We start from the raw sequence: 21319 nt of genomic DNA on the forward strand, positions 1-21319 counted from the left end.
GTTAGACAACCCCAATCCATTGTCAACTACAATGTTATAGCACTGAGTGCAATAGATTAGAATTTTGACTATGAAAATAGTCATGAAAACAAAAACATTTGATCGGTGGGCTAAAAAGATAGTTGCAACTAGCGCACTATGTAATGCAGCAAGAGAGATTGATCTGGGTATTTATGAGGCCGACTTGGGTGATGGCATTTGCAAGAAAAGGGTTCCTATCGCTGGGCAAGGGAAAAGCGGAGGCATTCGTACGCTAGTGGCAAAGAAAAATAAAGACGCAATTGTTTTTATTGTTGGTAGAGAGAAAAGTAGCCCTGGATCAGACTTTACGGATAGAGAGCAGGAGGCGGCAACAGTAATTTCAAAATCTTTTGAGAAGGCAGATATACCTAAACTACGTGAGTTAGCCAGTTTCGGAATATTAAAGGAGTTAAATTGCGATGAGCAAGAAAATAGTTACTGAAGAAAAACGAGTATTAGATGAGCTGCTTGAAATGGCTTTGGCCTTGGATGATCATGGTCTGTTGACAAAGCATGACCTCGTGAAGATGAAAGCGCTTTGCATAGAGAAGCCACCAGTTTTTACGCCAAAAAAGGTAGCCGATCTTAGGATTCATCGAGCAAAAATGAGCCAATCAATTTTTGCCGCATTACTCAACGTCAGTGTTTCGACTGTTCAGAAATGGGAGTCTGCCGGCTCTGGAAAGCATCCAAGTGGTGCTGCGGCAAAATTATTGCAAATTATTGATATGAAGGGAATTCAGTCCGTGCTTTTATGAGTCTTGATCATCAACTCATTTATTAGGGCGAGTTTTTCGGAAATAATTTGATTGGATTCAGCTTGGAGAGTCGATGCCTCTTCAGGTAAAAACCCAAGGTCTAGAAATATATTGCCATTGATTGCTGTGACATGTTTGGGTTGAGTGCTCATCGTTGTAGAATCCTCATCGAGAAATCCACAGCTTTAATATCTTTAGTCAGCTTTCCAAGAGAGATGCGATCAACGCCAGTAGCGGCAATCGCACGCATCTGATCTAAGTCGATACCACCAGAAGCTTCTAATAAAGCGCGACCATTGGTAAAGGCAACCGCTTCTTTCATTTGATCGGTAGTGAAGTTATCAATTAAGACGCTCTTTGCTCCAGCATCCAAAGCTTCTTTTAATTCAGCAAGACTTTCTACTTCCACTTGAATATCTACCCCAGAATTCAATGCCTGCGCTGCTTTCACTGCATCAGCAACACCACCTGCAGCAGCGATGTGATTCTCTTTAATTAAGATGCCATGCCATAAAGCAAGACGTTGGTTTTGACCTCCACCCACACGGACTGCGTATTTCTGGGCCTGACGTAATCCAGGAATCGTTTTGCGGGTATCGAGTACTGCACAGCCATTAGGATTTGGGCTGACGCCTGCAATCGCATCAACGTGTTGACGTGCAATGCTGGCCGTCCAAGAGAGCGTTTGCAAGAAGTTAATGCAGGGGCGCTCAGCAGAGAGAAGGGCGCGAGAGTTGGCCTCAATATCACAAACTTTGGTATCGGGCTTCATCAAGTCACCCTCGAGGTAGTGCCAAGTCACTTTTGCTGAAGGATCTAATTTCTTAAGGGTGCCCTCAAACCAATCTACCCCACACAGCACAGCCTGCTCACGAACAATTAATTGGGCATGAACGGGTTTGCTAGGAACTAATTGCGCAGTCCAATCGCACTTACCAACATCTTCCATTAGCGCATCAGCAATATTGCGTTGACGGGCTTGTTCTAAAGTCTCGTTGTACTCAAACATGAATGAATCGATCTAAATTAAGAAAAAACAAAATACAAAATAAGCAATTAAGCCGCACCAATATTTTTTACAAAGCCATGCTGGGCTTTGGCAAGCAGGTCAGGGTGATTCTGGGTGAAGTCCAGCATGCGTTCGACGCAGCCTAGAGCCTTAACTCGGACATCTTCCTCGATAAAGATTTCACCGGTGGCATTCTCAAGACAATCCAAGATCCCTTGCAAGCCATTCATGGCCATCCAAGGGCAGTGGGCGCAGCTCTTGCAGGTTGCGCTATTGCCAGCAGTAGGGGCTTCAATAAGTTTCTTATTGGGTGCCAATTGGCGCATACGATGCAAGATGCCATTATCAGTCGCCACAATATATTCAGTGGCAGAGCCTTCAACTACAGCTTTAATCATTGCTGATGTGGAGCCAACTACATCTGCTAAATCCACCACTGCTTGCGGCGATTCTGGGTGAACCAAAACCATGGCATTGGGATGTGCGGCAATCAACATTTCTAATTCAACCGCCTTAAATTCATCATGAACAATGCAGGCACCATTCCAGAGCAACATATCAGCGCCAGTCTGCTCTTGAATGTAGCGACCTAAATGACGATCGGGCGCCCACAGAATTTTCTTGCCCTCAACTTTGAGTTGATGAACGATTGCTAATGCGCAAGAGCTCGTTACCATCCAATCAGCTTGGGCTTTAACAGCGGCGCTAGTATTGGCATAGACAACTACAGTGCGATCGGGATGCAAAGCTCTAAAAGCCGCAAAGTCAGTAGCGTCGCAACCTAAATCAAGTGAGCAGGTTGCCTCTAGATCCGGCATGAAGACACGTTTTTCAGGACTTAGAATCTTGGCAGACTCCCCCATAAAGCGCACGCCAGCTACGATTAAATTCTTGGCAGAGTGATTCTTACCAAAGCGTGCCATCTCTAAAGAGTCGGCTACAAAGCCACCGGTTGATAAAGCCAAATCTTGAATATCCCCGTCTACATAGTAGTGAGCCACTAATGCAGCATCTTTCTCAATCAGCAATTGCTTGATGCGGGCAATGACAGCAGCTTTTTCAGCTCCATGCAGTTGTGGGGGTGTTTTGGCCCAGGCTTGGGCAGTGCAGGTTGCGCCAGCAGCATTCTGCTGGGGATAGTCAAATGCAATAGGGGTACTAACAATAGAGGTCATGCGCAATTTTAGCCTCCTTGATCATGGATTTAATCGGCTTGATTATTCCATTAAATGTAGCTACAATGTAGCTACATAAATTGAAAGATACATAAGGAATCAATATGGCTGCCAATGCGGTGGTGCGCGCTCGGATAGATGAGGATATTAAGAATGAGGCGAGCCTTGTGCTGGAGGCGATGGGATTAACAGTGTCTGATGCCCTGAGGATGATGTTAACAAGAGTAGCGGTTGAAAAGTCACTCCCGTTTGAGCCCTTGGTCCCAAATGTAACGACTATAGCGGCAATGAGAGAGGCGAGGGAGCGACGGCTAATGTCATTTGGATCGGTAAAGGGCTTATTAAAGGATCTGAATGAGGAGGATTGAGTGCACCACTCAATTTAAAAAAGACTACAAACGAGAAATAAAAGGGAGATGCAGATCTCAGTTGGCATCTGAGTTGATTGAGGTGGTTAATCTATTAGTTGATGATCTTGAATTGCCGGGTGGCGCAAATATCAATCTCCAGATGGCAGGGCCAACATTGCAAGCTATGTGCGCTTTACTCAATCAATTGCGTGAACATGCTGCTTGGGGTGATGTCCCCCAGGTCATTGAGGCTGGCGAAGTAAAACAAGACCTTATTGCGGAAAGCAAGAAGCCTTTAGTTCACTAAACCCTGATTAGAAGCCATGAAAGAGTCTATCAATTGCAGTCATCACGAGATGTTGCTGGCTCTTTAAGCTGCCGATTTCTTTTTTAAGAATTTTGCTTGGTACCGCTGCCATCTTTGGGGTTTCAAGTGCAAAGTCACTGCCCTTAATTGAGAAGATCGGCATGAGATCTTGAGGAAGCTGTACTTTTTTATAGAGACTAGCTTTTCTTAGGGGGATGACGATTCGGGTATCAAGGCCACTTAATAGGTCAGTTTGCACATCCAGTAGAAAAGGTGTGGTCTTGGCATGTTCCCCAATATTTTCATAAACGCTAAATCTCGCCATTAGAAAGTTCTCCAGCTATCCAATGGCAAACCTTCATCTTCAATAGTTTTGTTATAGCTGGCAATGAAGTCAGCATTCTCCAGCTTCCATAACCGCTCTTTTTCTTGTCGAACAAGAGATTCAAGGAATGCATCGCAAGCCTTTGAGATATTGATTCCTAATTTCTTGGCCTCAGCCAAAACCTCAGTATTTAGGGTGAGGTTAGTCGCCTTTTTTAAGACTTTGTCTTGAGTGCGGGTGGAGTCATGAATGATCATGAGCCAATTATATGCATAATTTATACGCAGTCAATATGCGCATAAATTATGTGGGTATTATTTCAGCTATCTAGAAAGGCAGTTTTGCTTCAGGCTTAGCAGCCAACAAGACCGCTTTAAATTCCGCCTGAATACGCTTAATCGCCTCTTCACTATCAGCTTCAAAACGCATCACCACCACTGGAGTGGTATTGGATGGTCTAGCCAAGCCAAAGCCATCGGCATATTCCACGCGCACACCATCAATAGTGTTGATGGATTCAGAAGTAGGGAACTTCGCATTAGCCTTGATAGTTTCAAGTAATGCAAAAGGTTCACCTTCGGCGCAAGCAAGTTGCAACTCTGGAGTGCAGATTGCATTTGGTAAGTTATTGAGGGTGTCGCTCGGATTCTTTTCCTTGCTAAGAATTTCCAGCAAGCGTGCACCCGTATAAAGACCATCATCAAATCCAAACCAACGATCCTTGAAGAAGATATGGCCACTCATCTCACCAGCAAGCGGGGCACCAGTTTCTTTTAACTTGGCTTTAACTAAAGAGTGCCCGGTTTTCCACATAATGGGTTCGCCACCATGCTCTTTTACGTAAGTGGCTAAATTGCGGGTGCACTTCACGTCATAAATAATCTGTCCGCCCGGATTGCGGGAGAGCACATCTTTGGCAAACAGCATCATTTGACGGTCCGGGAAAATCACCTGACCATCTTTAGTGACAACGCCTAGACGATCGGCATCACCATCAAAGGCGAGACCCAATTCATTATCAGTAGTCTGCAGGTTCTTAATGAGGTCTTGTAAGTTCTCAATATGGGCTGGATCTGGATGGTGATTCGGGAAATGTCCATCGACTTCACAGAACAACTCTTGGACTTCGCAACCAAGAGCTCTAAATAGCTTGCCCGCAAATGCACCACCAACACCATTACCGCAATCTACAGCTATCTTCATGGGGCGAGCCAACTTCACATCGCCAACGATGTAGTTAATGTACATCGGGAAAATATCAAAAGTACTTCTTGTTCCCTGGCCGGTAGCAAACTTCTTGGCTTCAATCCGTTTACGCAAATCCTGAATCTGTTCACCATAAATAGCTGATGTACCCAAGACCATTTTGAAGCCGTTATAGTTCGGGGGATTGTGACTACCAGTAATCATGATGCCGGACTTTGGAGTCTTGCCATCAATGGTGTGGTTGGCAGCAAAGTACACCATCGGCGTTGCCACCATACCTAGATCAATCACATTGATACCAGTAGAAAGTAGGCCTTCTGTTAATGCCTCAATCAAGCTAGGACCAGATAAGCGGCCATCGCGACCGATGACGATATCGCTTTCACCAAGCTCACGCATTTCCGTGCCAAACGCTTGGCCAATCAGTTTAGCGATAGAGGGATCTAAGGTCTCATCAATAATGCCGCGGATGTCATAGGCTTTAAAAATTGAGGGGGATAGTTTCACTTTGATTCCTAGCGGTATTAATGAGCGATTTCGATGATTGAGTTGAGGCCTTCACAAGCCTCCTGAAAGAGAGCGGGCGGCAGGCTCTTCCATGGATGAGGTCTTGCAGAGCGCAGGCGCCAGTCAAAAGATTTTGGCTGATGTGTCAAGATAAAGACGGGCTCGCTACGACCAACAGAAAATTTGATTGCAAATGGATTGGTTTCATTGGACTTTGCGTGCGTCATGGGGAGTCCAATAACAAGGCCAGTTTTTTCATTAAACGCTTTAGGTGAGAGGACGAGCATGGGATGCTCATCTTTCATTTCTTTTCCCAATTGAGGGTTAAAGTTAATCCAAATCATGTCCCTACGTTCAGGAACCCAAGCCTTTAATTTTTCTGCCATTAAATAATTTCTTTCCCAATAGGTGTTGATGTCATTGCTTCGCCGCCATGTGTCTCTGGATCAAAGGCTTTTAGCTTTTGAGAGAGGCTCAGTTTAGGCTTGCCAACCACCCTGAGTAAAACGCCATCCTTAACAACCTCAACTGAGATAGGGACTCCTTGGGAAAAATGGGCAGCCTTAGCCACTGGTGAGGTGATTCGAACACCAAGACCATTCCCCCATTCTTGAATGGTTTGCTCTACCTTTAATGCTGGAGCCATGTGCACCCCCTAGTTAAATGTTTATACAAGTTTAAACAATTTGCCTGGCAATGTCAATTTGATCAGACTTAGGTGGATTGGCACTCTATGAATTTAATAGATTAATGCGAGCAGCAGTAACAGCGTCAATATCTGCACTGGCAGCAATATCATGTTGATGGCTTGCTAAGGCTTTCTCAATCGGTTTAGCCAGCACTTTGCCGTATTCGACGCCAGGTTGGTCAAAGCTATTGATATTCCACAGCGCACCTAATGTGGCAGTGCGGTTCTCATACAAAGCGAGCAGGGCACCAAGATAAAAAGCGTTGAGCTTAGGCAGTAGCAAAAGATTGCTTGGACGCTTACCTGGATAGACATCATTCGGATTGCTGGCAGTCTTGCCATTTGCTAATGCTTGCGCTTGCGCCAAGCAATTAGAAAGCAGAATACGGTGATGCGCTACAGCCTCAGGCCGATCACTCATCGGCTCACGTACGGCAATGAAATCAATTGGAATAATTTCTGTACCCTGATGAAAGAGCTGGAAGTAAGAGTGCTGTGCATTACTACCGGCGCTACCAAATACCACCGGCGAGGAATGTTTGACTGGCTTGCCATCACGATCCACGCTCTTACCGTTGCTTTCCATATCGAGCTGTTGCAACCACTTCGGAAACCAGTCCAATGCATCTGCATACGGAATGGCGGCATATGCTTTGATGTCATGTTTCTCTTGCTGATACAACAAAGAGAGTGCCATGATGACAGGCAGATTTTGTTCTAGAGGTGCATTCTTAAAATGCAAATCCATCGCTTCGGCTCCAGCTAAAAACTGCTTGAATGTCTCAAAGCCATATTGCAAGGCAATGGGCAGACCTACTGCAGACCAGACTGAGTAGCGACCACCAACCCAATCCCAAAAAGGGAAGATGTTGTCTTCGCTGACGCCAAAGCTTTTGGCAGCAGGGATATTGGCAGTCACAGCATATAAGGCATGCTCAATTTGACTATGCGTACAACCACTGTCCTTAAGCCAAGCAACAATGGCTTTGGTATTCATGGAAGTTTCAAGGGTGGTGAATGACTTCGAGACCACAATCACACGAGTACTGTGTGGCTGAGCGCGCGCCAAGATACGAGCAAGCTCAGCAGTATCAATATTGGCCAAGAAATGCATACGCATGCCACGGCTTTCAATGCCGGGAACATGGGCTAAGGCTTCAATAGCAAGGCGAGGACCAAAATCAGATCCGCCAATACCAATATGAATGACATCAGTTACGCCAACCCATTTATTGCATAAAGCTTCAATGCGATGCCACACCTCAGAGACTGCTGGCATGACATCTTTACCATCGATCAAAACGGGCGTTTTGCTGAGATTGCGGAGTGCAGAATGGAGGGCAGGGCGATCTTCGCTATTGTTGATGTGCTTGCCAGCAAACATATCCACAATGAATTGCTCTAATTGCGATTGACGTGCGCCGGTAAAGAGCTTTTTCCAACTGGCCGCATCAATTCCTTGATAGGCGGTGTCCAGCACCATATCGAGGGCTGAATGAATACTTTGGTTAGCTAATTGGGCTTGCACAGACATTGCTAGATTTTATCAACAAGGGCATCAAAATCCCCTTAAAACGCTGAAAATGTTACGATTTCAGCAATATAAAGGCTTTCGCTGAGGCAAAAGTCATTACAAAATTGAGACATATCTGAAATCAGGTCAGGAATAGCCGAATGGAGCAGGTTGATTGCGTAGTAGTGGGCGCTGGGGTCGTTGGTTTGGCGGTTGCTCGCGAGATGGCATTACAGGGTCGGGAAACTATTTTGCTAGAGCGCGAGGATTCCTTTGGAACCATTAGTAGTGCTCGCAATAGTGAAGTCATTCATGCGGGAATTTATTACCCAAAGGATTCATTAAAAGCCAAACTCTGTGTGGAGGGTAATCGCCTCCTTTATGAATACTGCCGCAGCCATCAAGTGAGTACACAAGCTTACGGCAAACTTATTGTGGCTAGTGATGCTAGTCAGCTAGATGATCTTCAAGCGATTTTGTATAAGGCGCAGAACAATCAGGTTCCGGATATCAAGATGATTTCTGGGGCGCAGGCCAAGGCTCTAGAGCCACAGTTGCAATGCGAGGCTGCAGTACTCTCAAGTTCAACGGGGGTTGTGGATAGCCATGGATTAATGCTGTCCCTACTGGGCGGTTTTGAAGATGCTGGCGGCATGGTTGCCTATCAATCTCCATTACTCAGCGCAAAGCCGATCAGCGCAAATGCTGAAGATGGTTTTGAGCTCACTATCGGTGGTGCTGATGGCATGACCATTCAGACGAAGTTGCTGATTAATTGCGCGGGGCTGAGTGCTCCAGCACTAGCTCAAAAAATTGAAGGCCTCTCAAAAGACTTGATACCTAAAGCTTACTTTGCTAAAGGTAACTATTTTTCCTTGTCTGGCAAATCTCCATTTAGCCATTTGATTTACCCAATTCCTGAGCCGGGTGGACTGGGCGTTCATCTGACTCTCGATATGGGTGGTCAGGCGAAGTTTGGTCCTGATGTGGAGTGGCTCGATATTGATGATGAAAGCCAGATTAACTACACGGTCGATCCTCAGCGGGGAGAGGGCTTTTATGCGGCAGTAAGACAGTACTGGCCAGAGCTCAAGGATGGCGCCCTACAGGCAGATTATTCCGGTGTCAGAGCCAAAATCGTCCCGCCAAACGCCCCGGCAGGAGACTTTTACTTTGAAGGGCCTTGGCAGCATCAGCTTCAAGGCCTATTTAACCTCTATGGCTTTGAGTCCCCAGGGCTCACCTCTTGTTTGGCGATTGCCCAGCATTTAGAGGCACAAATCAAAAGTTCTTTATAATCTAGGACTCAAATCGCAAGGAAGAGTGGCAGAGCGGTTGAATGCACCAGTCTTGAAAACTGGCGAGGATGAAAGTCCTCCGTGAGTTCGAATCTCACCTCTTCCGCCATATACGACAGCAGAGCCCCTAACCACGGGGCTCTTTGTTTTTGGGGCTCTCTATGCGTCAATAAAATTGCCTATTTCCAGGTTAAATGATCAACATTGTCAATAAATCGGCTGATATGGCTCGGGTTAAATAATTGCTAACGGGGGTGATTATTAATAGCCCTTCACCCAATAAAAAAATTGTTAACTAATTTAATAAAATCAATTAATTAACATACTTTACTTCCTATTAACATAGTGTATGTTAATAGCTAAAAACAGTGTTAAAATGGATGCATGAAGAATGCACATGAGTTATTTAACCAAGCAGGCATTTACTTGCAGCAAGCCCTAGGAGAGGATTTGCTGCAGGAGGGTACTTGGGAGAAAGGGGCGCAATTACCACGCTATCTTGCCCAAACATACGATATGGGCAAAGCTAGGCTGGCTGGAATCGAGGTTCTTTTGATGGCCAATAAAGACGGGGTTCAAGCATTGCCAGCATTACTTAAACAAAGGGCACTTATTCAGAAAGAGGCTGGGGTGCCGGTCATTTGGGTTGGAGATGCTCTTCAGGCTTATGCGCGCAGAGAGATGGTTGCGAGGCGAATGCCTTTTATCATTCCGTTTAAACAGGCCTACCTACCCCCGTTGGGAGTGGAGTTTCAAGAGCGCGCATTGGCAACGAGGGTCGATGTCAAAGAAAAGCTACATGTGGCAACCCAAGTATTTTTGATTAATACGCTGCTTGGTAATTTACCTGACACATCAAATCCAAAAGAGATTGCCATGTACTTGGGCTATAGCCTTATGACTATGACTCGTATTAAAAGCGAGTTGATGGAGCATGGTTGGTTAGATATGGATGCTTATAGAGGAGGGCGACTCTGGCGACTGACGGCTGAAGGGGGCGAGCTCTGGAAAGCCATTAAGCCTTATTTACAAACCCCGGTACGTAAACGCCTGTGGATTCGAAATCCAAATCCACGTATTGAGGGCTTGCCTCTTGCAGGATTGAGCGCCTTGGCTGAGCAAACTATGCTTGGAGAGCCACCAAATATTGTGCGAGCAATTGGAGAATTGGACTGGCGTAAATTAGAGCGCGAGTTGGATGCCGATCAAATTGTCCCTGAGGCGATCGATGGCAGTTTGGAGTTAGAAGTTTGGCGTTATGCGCCACAAAGAATTAAAACCCTCAATACCAAAGAGGGTGATGCGAATAACGGCATCGTAGATCCATACTCTTTGTTTTTAAGTCTTGAGGCCATGGATGATGATCGAGTTCAAGTGGCGTTAAAAGAATTGTTGAGAGGGATAGGTTAATGGCAACGCAAGTAGGGCTGAAGGTCTTTGAGGAAGTATTTAAAGGATTTGAGGATCAGTATGTGTTGATAGGCGGTAGCGCTACGCAGTTGGCTATGGAGAGTGCCGGGGAGCTATTTAGCCGCACCACTAAAGACTTGGATATTGTTGTGATTGTTGATGCGCTGACCCCTGAGTTCATTGAGAAATTTTGGGAATTTGTGAAGGCGGGCGAGTACGAGATTCAGCAAAAGAGCGATGCCACTAGGCAGTTTTACCGCTTTAAAAAACCTAAGACCGCTGGACACCCCTTCATGCTTGAACTCTTTTCAAGGAAACCAGACTTTCTTAGAGAGAGGGATATTGGCGATATGCGGGCGATTCCTCTAGCGGAGGATGTTTCTAGTCTTTCCGCGATTTTGTTGGATGATGATTATTACGGTTTGATAAAAAGAGATAGAAAACCAGCCATGCGGAAAATCCACAGTTCAACCCTTCATTGATCGTTGAGGTCTGAACGACTAAAAGGGTCGGCGTCGGTAAGCTTTCACTGTTATTTACAATTTATAAGTTGTTATGATAATATACAACCCAAGTGTTGTTATTGTATATTACAATTTAAAAGTTGTATTCATAGTGAGACTGCAGATGATTTATCAAATTCAAACCCTAGAGACCTTGAAGTTATTTATTAGGGCTTTCCGAAAGCAAAAGGGGGTGACTCAGGCTGATATGGCGGAAAAGCTCGGAATTAGTCAGCAGGCTTATGCGCGTTTTGAGGGCAATCCGCAATTAGCCACTCTTGAAAGATTGTTCCTGGTCTTGCGGATCCTGGATGTCAACATATCACTAGAGCAGATCATTAAAAACTCAAAAGAAGCAAAAACCAACATGAAATCTGAGTCCAAGGAGATTTGGTAGTCATGGCAGCTCGCACAAAATCAAGGGGCCTAACCATTTGGATGAATGGTGTTCAAGTGGGCACTTGGCAAATCACAAGACAACTTGAAAGCTTCTCCTATTCTAATGAATGGATTATGCGGGCAGAAGCAAGACCCTTATCACTATCCCTTCCTTTCTTGCCGGGTAATGCGGCGCATCAAGGCGATCCTGTTAATTATTATTTTGATAACTTATTGCCTGATAGTGACGTGATTCGTAGGAGGTTAGCGAGTCGTTATCAGGTAAAAAGTTTGGGCGCCTTTGACTTGTTATCTCAGCTTGGTCGCGATTGTGTTGGGGCTATACAGCTCCTGCCCGATGGTGAGTTGCCAGCAGAAATTTATCAAATTCAAGGTCGAGCATTGAGCAATGAGGAGATCGCAGATCATCTTCGTCGCGTCTCGTCGGATTCGGTTTTCAGGCAAGCAGAGCAAAGCAATGATTTAAGACTATCCATAGCCGGTGCGCAAGAAAAAACTGCGCTACTTAAGCGCGATGGACGTTGGCTCTTGCCTCAAGGTAGCACTCCAACTACACATATTTTGAAATTGCCCTTGGGTTTGGTTGGTCATATGCGTGCTGACATGCGCACATCGGTTGAGAATGAGTGGCTCTGCTCTAAAATTATGGCTGCATATGGTATTCCAACTGCTCCCTGTGAAATTAATTCTTTTGAGGATCAAAAAGTATTGGTCGTTGAGCGCTTTGACCGGAGATTAGCTGCTGATGGGCAATGGATTATGCGCCTCCCTCAGGAGGATTTTTGTCAGGCAATGGGCATATCGCCAATGAGCAAATATCAGGCGGATGGAGGTCCGAGTATCACATCTGCAATGAAGTTATTGCTGGGGTCGGTGAACGCAGAGCAAGATCGAATACATTTTTTTAAAACACAAATTATTTTTTGGATCTTAGCTGCAACTGATGGACATGGTAAAAACTTTAGCATTGCGCATCTGCCGGGCTCTCAATACCAAGCAACTCCAATTTATGACGTGTTATCAGCGCACCCAGTAATAGGTTTTGGGGTAAATCAAATAGCACCCCAAAAAGCGAAGCTAGCAATGGCTGTTCGGGGATCGACCAATCACTACCTGCTAGATAAAATTCACTATAGACACTGGCTGGCTCAGGCTCAGCAGGCAGGTCTTGGTGCTGATGTAGCACAGCAATTAATTGGCGAAGTTATTGAGATGACTGGGTTTGTCATCAATCAAGTAAGGACGAGCATTACAGGGCCATTCCCAATGGATGTGGCTGAGTCAATTTTTATGGGAATGGAAGAGAAGGTCCAAATGTTAGCCTCCCAATTTTCAACCTAGAAAATACAAACCCCAGCAAGTTCACACTTGCTGGGGTTTTGTCTTTCAAGTAACTAGAAAACGTTATTGCATTACTTCTTAGCAGCTGGTGCGCTTACTACTGCAGCAATCGCTTCTGTGTAAACCACTTTAACTTGGTCGTTTACAGCGATATCTTTCATCAAGTCAGGGTTCTGAACTTTAACTTTGAAGATGTTGCCTTGTGGGCCTTTTAAAGAAACGATATTTTTAGCTGCATCAATCGCTTCAATATTGGCGGTAGCAGTAACAGTGTTAGTAGTGATGATGCCGGGCTTATCGCCTTTTGGGGCAGTGGTAGTGCTAGTAGTAACTTGCTCACTAGTAGTGCCTGGATTTTTCACCTTAACCAACTCAATAGCAACAGCGAGTTCGTAAACAACGTCAAAACGATCCCCAACTTTAATTTCAGCAAAGTTCTTCACTTCAGGACCAGCAACAACAGTAGATTCACCGTCTTTATTTTTCAAAGTAACAGTGCGAGTTGCAGCATCAATCTTGATTACTTCGCCGTCATAAATGAGGGCAGCTTCTTGAGCAGCTACACCAGCGATAGGTGCTTTTGGCTTAGTGAGGAAAAGGTATGCGCCAACTGCGATAGCAGCAATGACGATAGCAATGATGATTTTTTTCATAATGATTTGGTCCTTAATATTGATCATGTGCAATACCCTATTGAAGGGGTAATGCGGTAATAGATAAAAGCTAATAAATAGCAATTCTGCCAATTGTATTACTCATATCAGTAATCAGAATGATTGTTGAGTCAACTGGATTCAATCTCTTTGCAATACTTGACTATTCTGCTTATCTATCAGGGTTAGATTGTCACACCAAAGGAGCATACTAATACCTGAAAGTAAGCAAACAAGGGGTAAGTATGTTATTTAAAAGATGGGCGGTATGTATTCTGGTTGGCTTAAGTTTCTCTACGATGGCAGCAACTCCACAGGACTTGTTGAAGTCTTATGAAGCTCAATCAGGTAAAGCTTCGCCTGCAAGAGGGGAGCAGTTTTTCAATGCCAAACATGGCAAAGAGTGGAGCTGTGCTTCCTGCCATGAAAATCCGCCCAATCACGACACCAAACATATTGTTACTGGCAAGGTCATTAAGCCATTAGCACCTAGCGCCAATCCTGCGAGATTCACTGATGAAGCTAAAGCTGAGAAGTGGTTTAAGCGTAACTGCAATGATGTGCTGGGTAGAGATTGCACTGCCCAAGAAAAAGCAGATGTGCTCTCTTGGTTAATGACTGTTAAATAAAACCCATCAATATGAAAAAAACTCTATTCATTGCCGCTTCCTTGCTACTAGCATCTTCACCTACGTTTGCCGCCAAAATGACGATGCCTGCTGATGCACCAGCTTCTTACGAAGCTGAGTGCGCAAGTTGCCATATGGCCTATCCGCCAGCACTATTAAGTGAGCAAAGCTGGAAAAACGTGATGTCTAGTTTGTCAAAACACTTTGGCACAGATGCCAGCGTGGATGCAAAGACTCAGGCTGAGCTTACGAACTGGTTAATTAAGAATGCAGCTACTCGTCAAAAATATAGCGAGACTGCCCCAGAAAATCGCATCACTAAAACTTCTTGGTTTATTCGTAAACATGATGAGGTGAGGCCGGATGTCTGGAAGAGGGCTGGGATTAAGAGTCCTGCCAACTGTAGCGCTTGTCACATTGATGCTGCTAATGGCATCTTCAGTGAGAAAAATATTAAGATTCCTGCAAAATGAATACACCTATAAACGACACGATTGGTGCGACTGGAAAAGTGAAGCAAGCAATTATGGTGTGGGATATGCCAGTGAGAGTGTTTCATTGGTTATTGGTGATTTGTTTTGCAGGTGCCTGGCTTACCTCAGAGAGTGAGCGACTGGCAATGATTCATTATGCATTTGGCTATACCGCGTGCTTACTCGTGCTGGTTCGATTGGTGTGGGGTGTCATTGGTACTCGCTACGCCAGATTTAGTCAGTTCCTCAAAAGTCCAAAAGCAGTCATTGAGCATTTCATGGCGATGTTGCGTGGTCATCCCCATCATGATGTTGGCCACAATCCTGCGGGTGGCTTAGTCATGTTTGTGTTGATGCTTCTGATTCTCTTAATTGGATTTACTGGTTACCTGACAGTTAAAGAATTTTTCGGTAATTTTGCATCTGAGATGCATGAAGCGGTTGCAAGCTTAGTTCTCGGCCTTGTGATCGTCCATATCATTGCCGCAATTGGAATGAGCGTTATTGAAAAGCAGAATCTGGTGCGATCTATGGTCACTGGCAAAAAGAAGGGCTTTCCAGAGCAGGGTATTCGATATCCGCAGTATCTGATTGGAGCTTTAGTTTTACTTGGCACCATCTACTTCTTCTATCTAATTCTTAGTGGTAGCTTGCCCAGCCTCACGCAGTAAATACCCAACTCGAGAGGGATGTAGTTCCTTGGCCCTGTCCCTCGTTGTACGATAGATAGTATGAAGCTTCTGATTGCCCTGTATTTCTTTATCCTGGCCATGATCCAGCTGGGTTTGTTATTGGGCATCTATCACTATCACCGATCCCAAAGTGAACTCAGACCCAATCCTTATTGGATGGGTTCATTAATATTGAATGTTCTTGCCCTAGTGATCTTTGGTGGTGGCGCCATGGTAATTCAGAGCGTTGAAAAGACTGAATTTAATTTCACCATCGCGAATTCGCTGTTTTATATTGCCGCCATTTTTCAGCTCTTATTTTGCAAATCACTGATTGGTCCAATTAGTAAGCGCCTGCAATATGGCTTTGCGTTATCCACTGTGGTTTTTATCCCGACTTTCGAGTTTCTTCGCATTTATGGAAACTACGAGATGCGCACCACGTTTATGTGCGTAATAGGGATCATATTTTTCTCTTGGCAAATTATGATGCTCAGGCGCAAGAGAAGTTTTGAGCCTTCTCAGCAGTTAATGTATATGCAATATGCAACTGCAGTTGAGTTATGTTTTTCCTTGGGCCGCCTGGGGGTTTTAGCTTCAACCGGTTTTACTATCAGCAAGGTGGAGCAACTTCCGCAACTGCTGATATTGCTGACGGTTGGTCAGTTGGTCGTTAATACGCTTTCTTACATTGCTATTGGGGGTTATTGGGCTGAAAAAGTCGCCTTGGCAAACGCAAAATCAAAAAGTGAAAATGATGAAATTAAAGCCTTAATAATCGAGCGTGAGAATTTAATTTCGACTTTACTTAAGGCCAATAAAACTGCGGCAACAGGGGCTTTGTCAGCCTCTATAGCACATGAACTTAACCAGCCTTTGGGGGCATCGCAACTGAATATTCAGTTTCTACAGAAGAAGTTATCTGAGGGTCATTTGACTGCGGAGCAAAACCAAGAGATTCTGGCTGCGTTACTGGCTGATAACCAGCGCGCCACCAACATCATTCAATCGCTGCGCTCCATATTCTCTGATGGAAAGATTGGGGTAGAGCGTATTAATATTGTGGAGTTGATCGAGTCAATTCTCAAAATTACCAAGCCAGAAATTCAGGCGAAGAATATTCAAGTGGCTCTAGATCTGAGCTCAAGATCGGCAATCAATGTTAATCGTGGCGAGATTCAGCAAGTGCTTCTGAATCTCATTAATAACGCAATCCAGGCTCTTAGTGAATCCACTCGATCCTCTCGAATGCTCCGGATTGAGAGTCGAGATGTTTCTGGGGGGATTCAATTGCTTATCTCTGACAATGGCGGCGGCGTTCCGATTGATGCCCAGATGCACTTATTTGAATTACTCTCCAATAGCAACAAGCGTTCAGGTATGGGCTTAGGCTTATGGCTTTGCCAACACATTGTTTCTCGTCATGGTGGCCGCATTCGCTATGAAGATGCCCCTAGCGGTGGTGCTCAATTTACTGTTTTTTTGCCATCCACGCAGGAGTAGCTTACTAGCTATAGGGCTAATTGCCCAAAGACAGTCGATTCTTTATATTCGATAAGTACTTTTTTACCAATATTTGCATTAGCTCAAGGCCCCCATGAAAACCCACTTAACCCTGATTACTGCATCTATCGCACTAATTTCTGGAAACGCTGTTTTTGCAGCAGGCGGAGGTGGAGTTGTTGCTGACCCAGGTGCAATGCAAGGCAAGCACTTTGACGCTAAGGGTAAGGCGCCATCAACCTATACGGTAGAGTTACAAAACGGTTTGCGCAAAACTCTTCCGTTTGAAGATAAGCGTGATTTTGAGGAATCTAAGAGGGGGTTTATTGCGGCACCGGCCTATAAAACCATCATGGCTGATGCAGGAAATGTGGCGTGGGATATGGGTAGTTACGAGTTCCTATTGCAAGGCAAGGATTTCGATAGCGTCCATCCATCCTTGCAGCGCCAGGCGATTCTCAATATGGGTTATGGCTTGTACGAAGTCGTCCCCGGAAAAATCTATCAAGTTCGCGGCTTTGATTTATCGAATATTAGCTTTATTAAAACCAATACCGGTTGGATTGTCTTTGATCCATTGACCTCAAAAGAGACTGCCAGAGCAGCTTTGGAGTTGGTGAATGAGAAGTTAGGCAAGCGCCCAGTAGTAGCAGTGGTCTACTCACATTCACATGCTGACCACTTTGGTGGTGTGCGTGGTGTAGTGGATGAGGCGGATGTGAAGAGTGGCAAAGTGAAGATTATTGCCCCAGCCGGCTTCATGGATCACGCAGTTGCAGAGAACGTATACGCGGGCAATGCCATGACACGCCGCTTGTATTTCCAGTACGGCGTTTTATTGCCGCGCAGCCCATTTGGTCACGTTGACCAATCGATTGGTAAAAATACCGCAGCAGGAAACCTCGGTTTAATCGAGCCAACCATTCTCATTAATGAGCCATTTGAAAAAATGACAGTGGATGGCGTGGAGATGGAATTCCAAAATACGCCGGGTACAGAGGCGCCTGCAGAGATGAATACCTACTTCCCGCAGATGAAGGCTTTCTGGGCTGCTGAAAATATTACTGGCACCATCCATAACATCTATACCTTACGTGGCGCTCTAGTACGTGATGCTTTGGCATGGTCTAAGAATATTAACAATGCCTTATATCGCTATGGCAATGAAGCGCAGGTGATGTTTGCCTCCCATTCTTGGCCGCGCTGGGGTAATGATCGCGTGCAAGAAGTGATGCGCACGCAGCGTGATAGTTATGCACACTTGAACAATGAGGTTCTTCATTTGGCGAACAATGGCGTAACGATCAATGAAGTGCATAACGTCTACAAGCAACCAGAGAGCTTAAAGTCCCAATGGGCAGCACATAGCTACCACGGTTCAGAGGAGCACAACAGCCGTGCAGTGATTAATCGTTACTTGGGTTACTGGGATGCTAATCCTGCTACCTTGATTCCGCTTTCGCCAAAAGATTCTGCGCCGCTGTATGTAGAGATGATGGGCGGCTCTGCCAAGATCATGGCCAAAGGTAAGCAACTTTATAAGCAGGGTAAGTATCGCGAAGCAATGGAGATCGTAAATAAATTAGTTTACGCAGAGCCAAACAATACCGCTGCTAAAGATTTGCTCGCAGATATTTTTGAGCAAATTGGCTATCAAAAAGAAAGTCCTAGTGTGCGTAACAGCTTCTTGGGTGCTGCCTACGAGTTGCGTCACGGCATGCCTTCTGGAGCATCACCAAAGACCAATGGCCCTGACATGATCAGAGCAATGACTACAGAGCTTTGGCTCAATGCTTTGGCCATCAGCATGGATAGCAAAAAAGCTGCCGGCATGAAGTTCACTATTAACTTGAACACTCCTGATAACCGCGAGAAGTTTGTGGTTGAGATGAGTAATTCTGCGCTGACCAATATCAAGGGTTACCAGGATAAAAGTCCAAATCTAACTATTACCGTAAATCGCAGTGATTTAGAAAAAGTCATGGGCGGTCAAACTACTTTTGAAAAACTGCAAGCTGAAGGAAAAGCCAAGTTCGAAGGTGATCGCAAGGCATTTGATCAATTGCGAAGCACAATGACTACCTTTACCCCGGACTTTGAGTTGATGCCGGGTACAAAGGCTAAAAAAGCTCCGCCAGCTCAACCAATCAAAGACCCGTTTGAGGCTCCTCCGATTGCGAACTCAGATGGCGCTTAACTTAAGTCAAGTGATAGATGTGCATTAAAAAATGGGCTCCTTGGAGCCCATTTCTTTTGCCTGCAAGAGATCAATTCCTTAGGCCGCAAAAGCGCCACCGTCTTCAAGCGCCTTCAGTTCGCTTCCAGCAATACCCAATTCTTGAAGCACCTCATCAGTGTGCTCACCAAGCAAAGGGGGGTGGCGCGTAACTTGTTGTGGTGTACCCATCATCTTGACTGCAAAGCCAATATTGGGAACTTTGCCCTCGATTGGATGATCAATCTCCATGCGCATTTTCCGGTGCTGACCATGCTCGCTATCAAAAGCTTCGGGGTAGGTATTGATCGGCCCAGCCGGGATGCCTGCCGCCAGGAGGAGGTCAACCCATTCCTCGCTGGTTTTGGTGACAAAGGTCTTCTCAAGTTCGGCCGCCAACATTAAGCGATTGGCTAGGCGCAAGGGATTGGTGACAAACAACGGATCTTCAAATAATTCTGGGCGATCAATTTTGTCGCAGAGGAGTTTCCAGAGCTTTTGATTGGTAGCGCCCATTACAAAGTACCCATCAGAGGCTTTCATGGCCTGATAGGGCGCGCTCATGTGATTGGCGGTGCCTAGCTTGTAGGGCTCAACACCTGTGCCCCAATACTGCGCTGTATCCCAAATCGAGAATGCTAATGCAGAGTCAAACAGGGAAGCGTCAATAAATTGACCTTCACCAGATTTGGTTTTACCAATATAGGCTGACAAAATGCCATAGACCGCGAAGAGGGCGCAACCAATATCCGCTACGGGAACACCCGCTTTTACAGGGGGACCATCCGGATAGCCTGTTACGCTCATGACGCCAGACATCGCTTGTGCCATCAGATCAAAACCAGGGCGATCTGCCCATGGACCCGTTTGCCCAAATCCAGAGATGCTGGCATAAACCAATCCTGGGTTAATGTCTTTCAACGAAGGGTAATCAATGCCCAATTTTTTCATCACACCTGGGCGATAGTTTTCAACGAGGATGTCTGCGGTTTTAACCAGCTCAAAAAATACCTTTTTTCCGGCTTCCGTTTTCAGGTTGAGGGTTACGCTGCGTTTATTGCGATTCATATTCAGAAAGCCCATGCTGTCCGAACCCTTCATCTTGAATCCCATTGCCCCACGAGTCTGGTCTCCAGTGCCTGGAGGTTCAATTTTGATGACATCAGCACCCAAGTCCGCAAGCAACATGCAGCAGTAGGGGCCCGCCATAACTTGACTCACGTCAAGAATTCGAACTCCCGCTAGGGGTAAAGGCTTACCGGTAGGTGTTTTCATCATTGTCTCAATTGTTTTTATATGTTTATATTGTTCTGCTAAATACTAGCCTTGAATATAAAACAAAAAATGGAGACCGTATGATCAATCAATCCCCTAAAAGGATTTTGCGCAGATTCGCTTTTTTGGCCCTAGGTATTTGTAGTGTATTGCCATTTTCCGCGAGTGCGCAACAGGCCTTCCCAACTAAACCTATCCGTTTAATTGTCGGATTTGCTCCTGGTGGCGGTACCGATATTGTGGCTCGTGCTATTGCTCCAAAAATGAGTGAGATTTTGGGTCAAAGCGTCATTATTGAAAACAAATCTGGCGCTGCAGGAACGATTGGTGCAGACCTAGTTGCTAAATCTAATCCAGATGGCTACACATTATTGATGGGGCATTCCAACTCCAATGCGATTTCTCCATTTGTGCTGAAGAATGTTCCTTACAACCCAGCGACAGACTTTACGCCGATCACCTATTTGGGTTATGTGCCAAACGTGTTGGTTGTTAAATCTTCTCTTCCGGTGAACTCCGTAGCGCAGTTGATTTCACTGGCTAAGCAGAATCCAGGTCAGATGACTTATGGCTCATCCGGTATTGGTAGTACGCAACATCTCGCCGGCGCCTTGTTCTCCAAGATCGCTGGTGTAGAAATGAATCACGTTCCTTATAAAGGAAGCGGCCAAGCGATTGTGGACTTATTAGGCGGTCAAATCACAATGAACTTTGATACCTTGCCACCAAACTTGCAGCAGATTCGTCAGGGCAATTTAAAAGCTTTGGCAATTTCTACCCCAAAGCGTTTGTCATTGCTACCTAACGTACCTACATTTAACGAAGTAGGCATCGTTGGATTTGATGTGACCAATTGGTACTCCGTGATGGGTCCAAAAGGTATGGATCCAGCCGTAGTGAATAAGATTGACCAGGCAGTCAAAGCTGCTACGAACGATCCAGAGATTAAGAAAACATTGGATGCCCAGGGTCTGCAGCCAGAAGGTCCGGCAACACCAGCTGCTTTCAGCTTGTTCTTAGCGGGTGAGTTGGCAAAGTATCAGCGCTTGGTAAAGAGTCTGAACATCAAGTCTGAGTAATCTCTAGAATT

25 protein-coding genes and 1 tRNA gene are annotated in these 21319 nt (G+C 45.3%); 16 read left to right on the top strand and 10 right to left on the bottom strand.

Going from position 1 to position 21319, the window contains the following annotated elements; all coding sequences use genetic code 11:
• Window positions 1-82 precede the first annotated feature (82 nt).
• Window positions 83-463: a type II toxin-antitoxin system RelE/ParE family toxin gene (locus ICN11_RS04255; protein ID WP_255539878.1), complete on the top strand. Its 381-nt coding sequence runs from the start codon at window positions 83-85 to the stop codon at window positions 461-463.
• A complete protein-coding gene (locus ICN11_RS04260; protein ID WP_216229315.1) occupies window positions 441-779 on the top strand; it encodes a DNA-binding transcriptional regulator in 339 nt (112 codons plus the stop codon). Before ICN11_RS04255 ends, ICN11_RS04260 begins: the two co-directional genes overlap by 23 nt.
• A 148-nt stretch (window positions 780-927) precedes the next feature.
• Here ICN11_RS04260 and nadC read toward each other — a convergent pair whose 3' ends face one another.
• On the bottom strand, window positions 928-1788 hold the full coding sequence (gene nadC, locus ICN11_RS04265; RefSeq protein WP_216229316.1) for a carboxylating nicotinate-nucleotide diphosphorylase: 861 nt from the start codon (window positions 1786-1788) through the stop codon (window positions 928-930).
• 47 nt (window positions 1789-1835) lie between these two features.
• Window positions 1836-2963 carry a quinolinate synthase NadA gene (nadA, locus tag ICN11_RS04270; RefSeq protein ID WP_216229317.1) on the bottom strand — a complete coding sequence of 376 codons (1128 nt, stop codon included), beginning with the start codon at window positions 2961-2963 and terminating at the stop codon, window positions 1836-1838.
• 104 nt (window positions 2964-3067) lie between these two features.
• Here nadA and ICN11_RS04275 point away from each other — a divergent pair, with 104 nt between their 5' ends.
• Window positions 3068-3331, top strand: coding sequence for a type II toxin-antitoxin system RelB/DinJ family antitoxin (locus ICN11_RS04275; RefSeq protein ID WP_216229318.1), 264 nt, complete (start codon window positions 3068-3070; stop codon window positions 3329-3331).
• A gap of 61 nt (window positions 3332-3392) precedes the next feature.
• Window positions 3393-3620, top strand: a complete 228-nt coding sequence (locus ICN11_RS04280; RefSeq protein ID WP_216229319.1) for a hypothetical protein — start codon at window positions 3393-3395, stop codon at window positions 3618-3620.
• A gap of 7 nt (window positions 3621-3627) precedes the next feature.
• Here the strand turns inward: ICN11_RS04280 and ICN11_RS04285 are convergent, their stop codons facing one another.
• From ICN11_RS04285 to pgi, 6 genes are all read right to left on the bottom strand, one after another.
• Window positions 3628-3945, bottom strand: coding sequence for a CcdB family protein (locus tag ICN11_RS04285; RefSeq protein ID WP_216229320.1), 318 nt, complete (start codon window positions 3943-3945; stop codon window positions 3628-3630).
• Window positions 3945-4202 carry a type II toxin-antitoxin system CcdA family antitoxin gene (locus tag ICN11_RS04290; RefSeq protein ID WP_216229321.1) on the bottom strand — a complete coding sequence of 86 codons (258 nt, stop codon included), beginning with the start codon at window positions 4200-4202 and terminating at the stop codon, window positions 3945-3947. Before ICN11_RS04290 ends, ICN11_RS04285 begins: the two co-directional genes overlap by 1 nt.
• Before the next feature lie 70 nt (window positions 4203-4272).
• Window positions 4273-5658, bottom strand: a complete 1386-nt coding sequence (locus ICN11_RS04295) for a phosphomannomutase/phosphoglucomutase (protein ID WP_216229322.1) — start codon at window positions 5656-5658, stop codon at window positions 4273-4275.
• Between the two features lie 17 nt (window positions 5659-5675).
• The gene (locus tag ICN11_RS04300; RefSeq protein WP_173960092.1) at window positions 5676-6044 is read right to left on the bottom strand and encodes a type II toxin-antitoxin system PemK/MazF family toxin; all 369 of its coding nucleotides are present in this window, start codon (window positions 6042-6044) and stop codon (window positions 5676-5678) included.
• Window positions 6044-6304, bottom strand: coding sequence for a PbsX family transcriptional regulator (locus ICN11_RS04305; protein ID WP_216229323.1), 261 nt, complete (start codon window positions 6302-6304; stop codon window positions 6044-6046). The genes ICN11_RS04300 and ICN11_RS04305 overlap by 1 nt, the downstream gene beginning before the upstream one ends.
• 85 nt (window positions 6305-6389) lie before the next feature.
• The gene (gene pgi / locus ICN11_RS04310) at window positions 6390-7880 is read right to left on the bottom strand and encodes a glucose-6-phosphate isomerase (RefSeq protein ID WP_216229324.1); all 1491 of its coding nucleotides are present in this window, start codon (window positions 7878-7880) and stop codon (window positions 6390-6392) included.
• A gap of 140 nt (window positions 7881-8020) precedes the next feature.
• Here pgi and ICN11_RS04315 point away from each other — a divergent pair, with 140 nt between their 5' ends.
• From ICN11_RS04315 to ICN11_RS04340, 6 genes are all read left to right on the top strand, one after another.
• Window positions 8021-9157, top strand: a complete 1137-nt coding sequence (locus tag ICN11_RS04315) for an NAD(P)/FAD-dependent oxidoreductase (RefSeq protein WP_216229325.1) — start codon at window positions 8021-8023, stop codon at window positions 9155-9157.
• 19 nt (window positions 9158-9176) lie between these two features.
• Window positions 9177-9266, top strand: a tRNA-Ser gene (locus ICN11_RS04320).
• A 275-nt stretch (window positions 9267-9541) separates the two neighbouring features.
• Complete coding sequence (locus ICN11_RS04325; RefSeq protein ID WP_216229326.1) at window positions 9542-10567, top strand: hypothetical protein; 1026 nt, start codon at window positions 9542-9544, stop codon at window positions 10565-10567.
• Window positions 10567-11049: a hypothetical protein gene (locus ICN11_RS04330; RefSeq protein ID WP_216229327.1), complete on the top strand. Its 483-nt coding sequence runs from the start codon at window positions 10567-10569 to the stop codon at window positions 11047-11049. The genes ICN11_RS04325 and ICN11_RS04330 overlap by 1 nt, the downstream gene beginning before the upstream one ends.
• A gap of 145 nt (window positions 11050-11194) precedes the next feature.
• On the top strand, window positions 11195-11467 hold the full coding sequence (locus ICN11_RS04335) for a helix-turn-helix domain-containing protein (protein WP_216229328.1): 273 nt from the start codon (window positions 11195-11197) through the stop codon (window positions 11465-11467).
• Between the two features lie 2 nt (window positions 11468-11469).
• On the top strand, window positions 11470-12810 hold the full coding sequence (locus ICN11_RS04340; protein WP_216229329.1) for a type II toxin-antitoxin system HipA family toxin: 1341 nt from the start codon (window positions 11470-11472) through the stop codon (window positions 12808-12810).
• 71 nt (window positions 12811-12881) lie between these two features.
• On the opposite strand, the gene ICN11_RS04345 is transcribed toward ICN11_RS04340, so the two are convergent.
• Window positions 12882-13463 (bottom strand): hypothetical protein, encoded by a 582-nt coding sequence (locus ICN11_RS04345; RefSeq protein WP_216229330.1) that lies wholly within the window; start codon window positions 13461-13463, stop codon window positions 12882-12884.
• Between the two features lie 245 nt (window positions 13464-13708).
• Between ICN11_RS04345 and ICN11_RS04350 the strand changes: the two genes are divergently transcribed.
• The 5 genes from ICN11_RS04350 to ICN11_RS04370 all read left to right on the top strand — a co-directional run bounded on the left by ICN11_RS04350 (window position 13709) and on the right by ICN11_RS04370 (window position 18936).
• Window positions 13709-14092, top strand: coding sequence for a DUF1924 domain-containing protein (locus ICN11_RS04350; protein ID WP_216229331.1), 384 nt, complete (start codon window positions 13709-13711; stop codon window positions 14090-14092).
• A gap of 11 nt (window positions 14093-14103) precedes the next feature.
• Entirely contained in the window at window positions 14104-14565 is a 462-nt protein-coding gene (locus tag ICN11_RS04355; RefSeq protein WP_255533030.1) for a diheme cytochrome c, read from the top strand.
• Window positions 14562-15236: a cytochrome b/b6 domain-containing protein gene (locus tag ICN11_RS04360; RefSeq protein ID WP_216229332.1), complete on the top strand. Its 675-nt coding sequence runs from the start codon at window positions 14562-14564 to the stop codon at window positions 15234-15236. Before ICN11_RS04355 ends, ICN11_RS04360 begins: the two co-directional genes overlap by 4 nt.
• 60 nt (window positions 15237-15296) lie before the next feature.
• Window positions 15297-16739 (top strand): sensor histidine kinase, encoded by a 1443-nt coding sequence (locus tag ICN11_RS04365; RefSeq protein WP_216229333.1) that lies wholly within the window; start codon window positions 15297-15299, stop codon window positions 16737-16739.
• Between the two features lie 94 nt (window positions 16740-16833).
• Window positions 16834-18936 carry an alkyl/aryl-sulfatase gene (locus tag ICN11_RS04370; RefSeq protein ID WP_216229334.1) on the top strand — a complete coding sequence of 701 codons (2103 nt, stop codon included), beginning with the start codon at window positions 16834-16836 and terminating at the stop codon, window positions 18934-18936.
• Between the two features lie 78 nt (window positions 18937-19014).
• On the opposite strand, the gene ICN11_RS04375 is transcribed toward ICN11_RS04370, so the two are convergent.
• Window positions 19015-20229 (bottom strand): CaiB/BaiF CoA transferase family protein, encoded by a 1215-nt coding sequence (locus ICN11_RS04375; RefSeq protein WP_370623600.1) that lies wholly within the window; start codon window positions 20227-20229, stop codon window positions 19015-19017.
• Window positions 20230-20309: 80 nt separating this feature from the next.
• Between ICN11_RS04375 and ICN11_RS04380 the strand changes: the two genes are divergently transcribed.
• Entirely contained in the window at window positions 20310-21308 is a 999-nt protein-coding gene (locus tag ICN11_RS04380; RefSeq protein ID WP_216229336.1) for a tripartite tricarboxylate transporter substrate binding protein, read from the top strand.
• The last annotated feature ends 11 nt before the right edge of the window (window positions 21309-21319 follow it).

This window comes from Polynucleobacter sp. 78F-HAINBA, from assembly GCF_018882325.1.
In the GTDB taxonomy this organism is placed as follows: domain Bacteria; phylum Pseudomonadota; class Gammaproteobacteria; order Burkholderiales; family Burkholderiaceae; genus Polynucleobacter.

Coding starts and splice junctions, on each gene's coding strand:
- ICN11_RS04355 (WP_255533030.1), top strand. CDS start 14,104: ATGAAAAAAACTCTATTCATTGCCGCTTCCTTGCTACTAGCATCTTCA.
- ICN11_RS04335 (WP_216229328.1), top strand. CDS start 11,195: ATGATTTATCAAATTCAAACCCTAGAGACCTTGAAGTTATTTATTAGG.
- ICN11_RS04300 (WP_173960092.1), bottom strand. CDS start 6,044: ATGGCAGAAAAATTAAAGGCTTGGGTTCCTGAACGTAGGGACATGATT.
- ICN11_RS04315 (WP_216229325.1), top strand. CDS start 8,021: ATGGAGCAGGTTGATTGCGTAGTAGTGGGCGCTGGGGTCGTTGGTTTG.
- ICN11_RS04255 (WP_255539878.1), top strand. CDS start 83: ATGAAAACAAAAACATTTGATCGGTGGGCTAAAAAGATAGTTGCAACT.
- ICN11_RS04350 (WP_216229331.1), top strand. CDS start 13,709: ATGTTATTTAAAAGATGGGCGGTATGTATTCTGGTTGGCTTAAGTTTC.
- nadC (WP_216229316.1), bottom strand. CDS start 1,788: ATGTTTGAGTACAACGAGACTTTAGAACAAGCCCGTCAACGCAATATT.
- ICN11_RS04365 (WP_216229333.1), top strand. CDS start 15,297: ATGAAGCTTCTGATTGCCCTGTATTTCTTTATCCTGGCCATGATCCAG.
- ICN11_RS04285 (WP_216229320.1), bottom strand. CDS start 3,945: ATGGCGAGATTTAGCGTTTATGAAAATATTGGGGAACATGCCAAGACC.
- ICN11_RS04345 (WP_216229330.1), bottom strand. CDS start 13,463: ATGAAAAAAATCATCATTGCTATCGTCATTGCTGCTATCGCAGTTGGC.
- ICN11_RS04330 (WP_216229327.1), top strand. CDS start 10,567: ATGGCAACGCAAGTAGGGCTGAAGGTCTTTGAGGAAGTATTTAAAGGA.
- ICN11_RS04275 (WP_216229318.1), top strand. CDS start 3,068: ATGGCTGCCAATGCGGTGGTGCGCGCTCGGATAGATGAGGATATTAAG.
- ICN11_RS04360 (WP_216229332.1), top strand. CDS start 14,562: ATGAATACACCTATAAACGACACGATTGGTGCGACTGGAAAAGTGAAG.
- ICN11_RS04340 (WP_216229329.1), top strand. CDS start 11,470: ATGGCAGCTCGCACAAAATCAAGGGGCCTAACCATTTGGATGAATGGT.
- ICN11_RS04370 (WP_216229334.1), top strand. CDS start 16,834: ATGAAAACCCACTTAACCCTGATTACTGCATCTATCGCACTAATTTCT.
- nadA (WP_216229317.1), bottom strand. CDS start 2,963: ATGACCTCTATTGTTAGTACCCCTATTGCATTTGACTATCCCCAGCAG.
- ICN11_RS04325 (WP_216229326.1), top strand. CDS start 9,542: ATGAAGAATGCACATGAGTTATTTAACCAAGCAGGCATTTACTTGCAG.
- ICN11_RS04380 (WP_216229336.1), top strand. CDS start 20,310: ATGATCAATCAATCCCCTAAAAGGATTTTGCGCAGATTCGCTTTTTTG.
- ICN11_RS04305 (WP_216229323.1), bottom strand. CDS start 6,304: ATGGCTCCAGCATTAAAGGTAGAGCAAACCATTCAAGAATGGGGGAAT.
- ICN11_RS04260 (WP_216229315.1), top strand. CDS start 441: ATGAGCAAGAAAATAGTTACTGAAGAAAAACGAGTATTAGATGAGCTG.
- pgi (WP_216229324.1), bottom strand. CDS start 7,880: ATGTCTGTGCAAGCCCAATTAGCTAACCAAAGTATTCATTCAGCCCTC.
- ICN11_RS04290 (WP_216229321.1), bottom strand. CDS start 4,202: ATGATCATTCATGACTCCACCCGCACTCAAGACAAAGTCTTAAAAAAG.
- ICN11_RS04375 (WP_370623600.1), bottom strand. CDS start 20,229: ATGAAAACACCTACCGGTAAGCCTTTACCCCTAGCGGGAGTTCGAATT.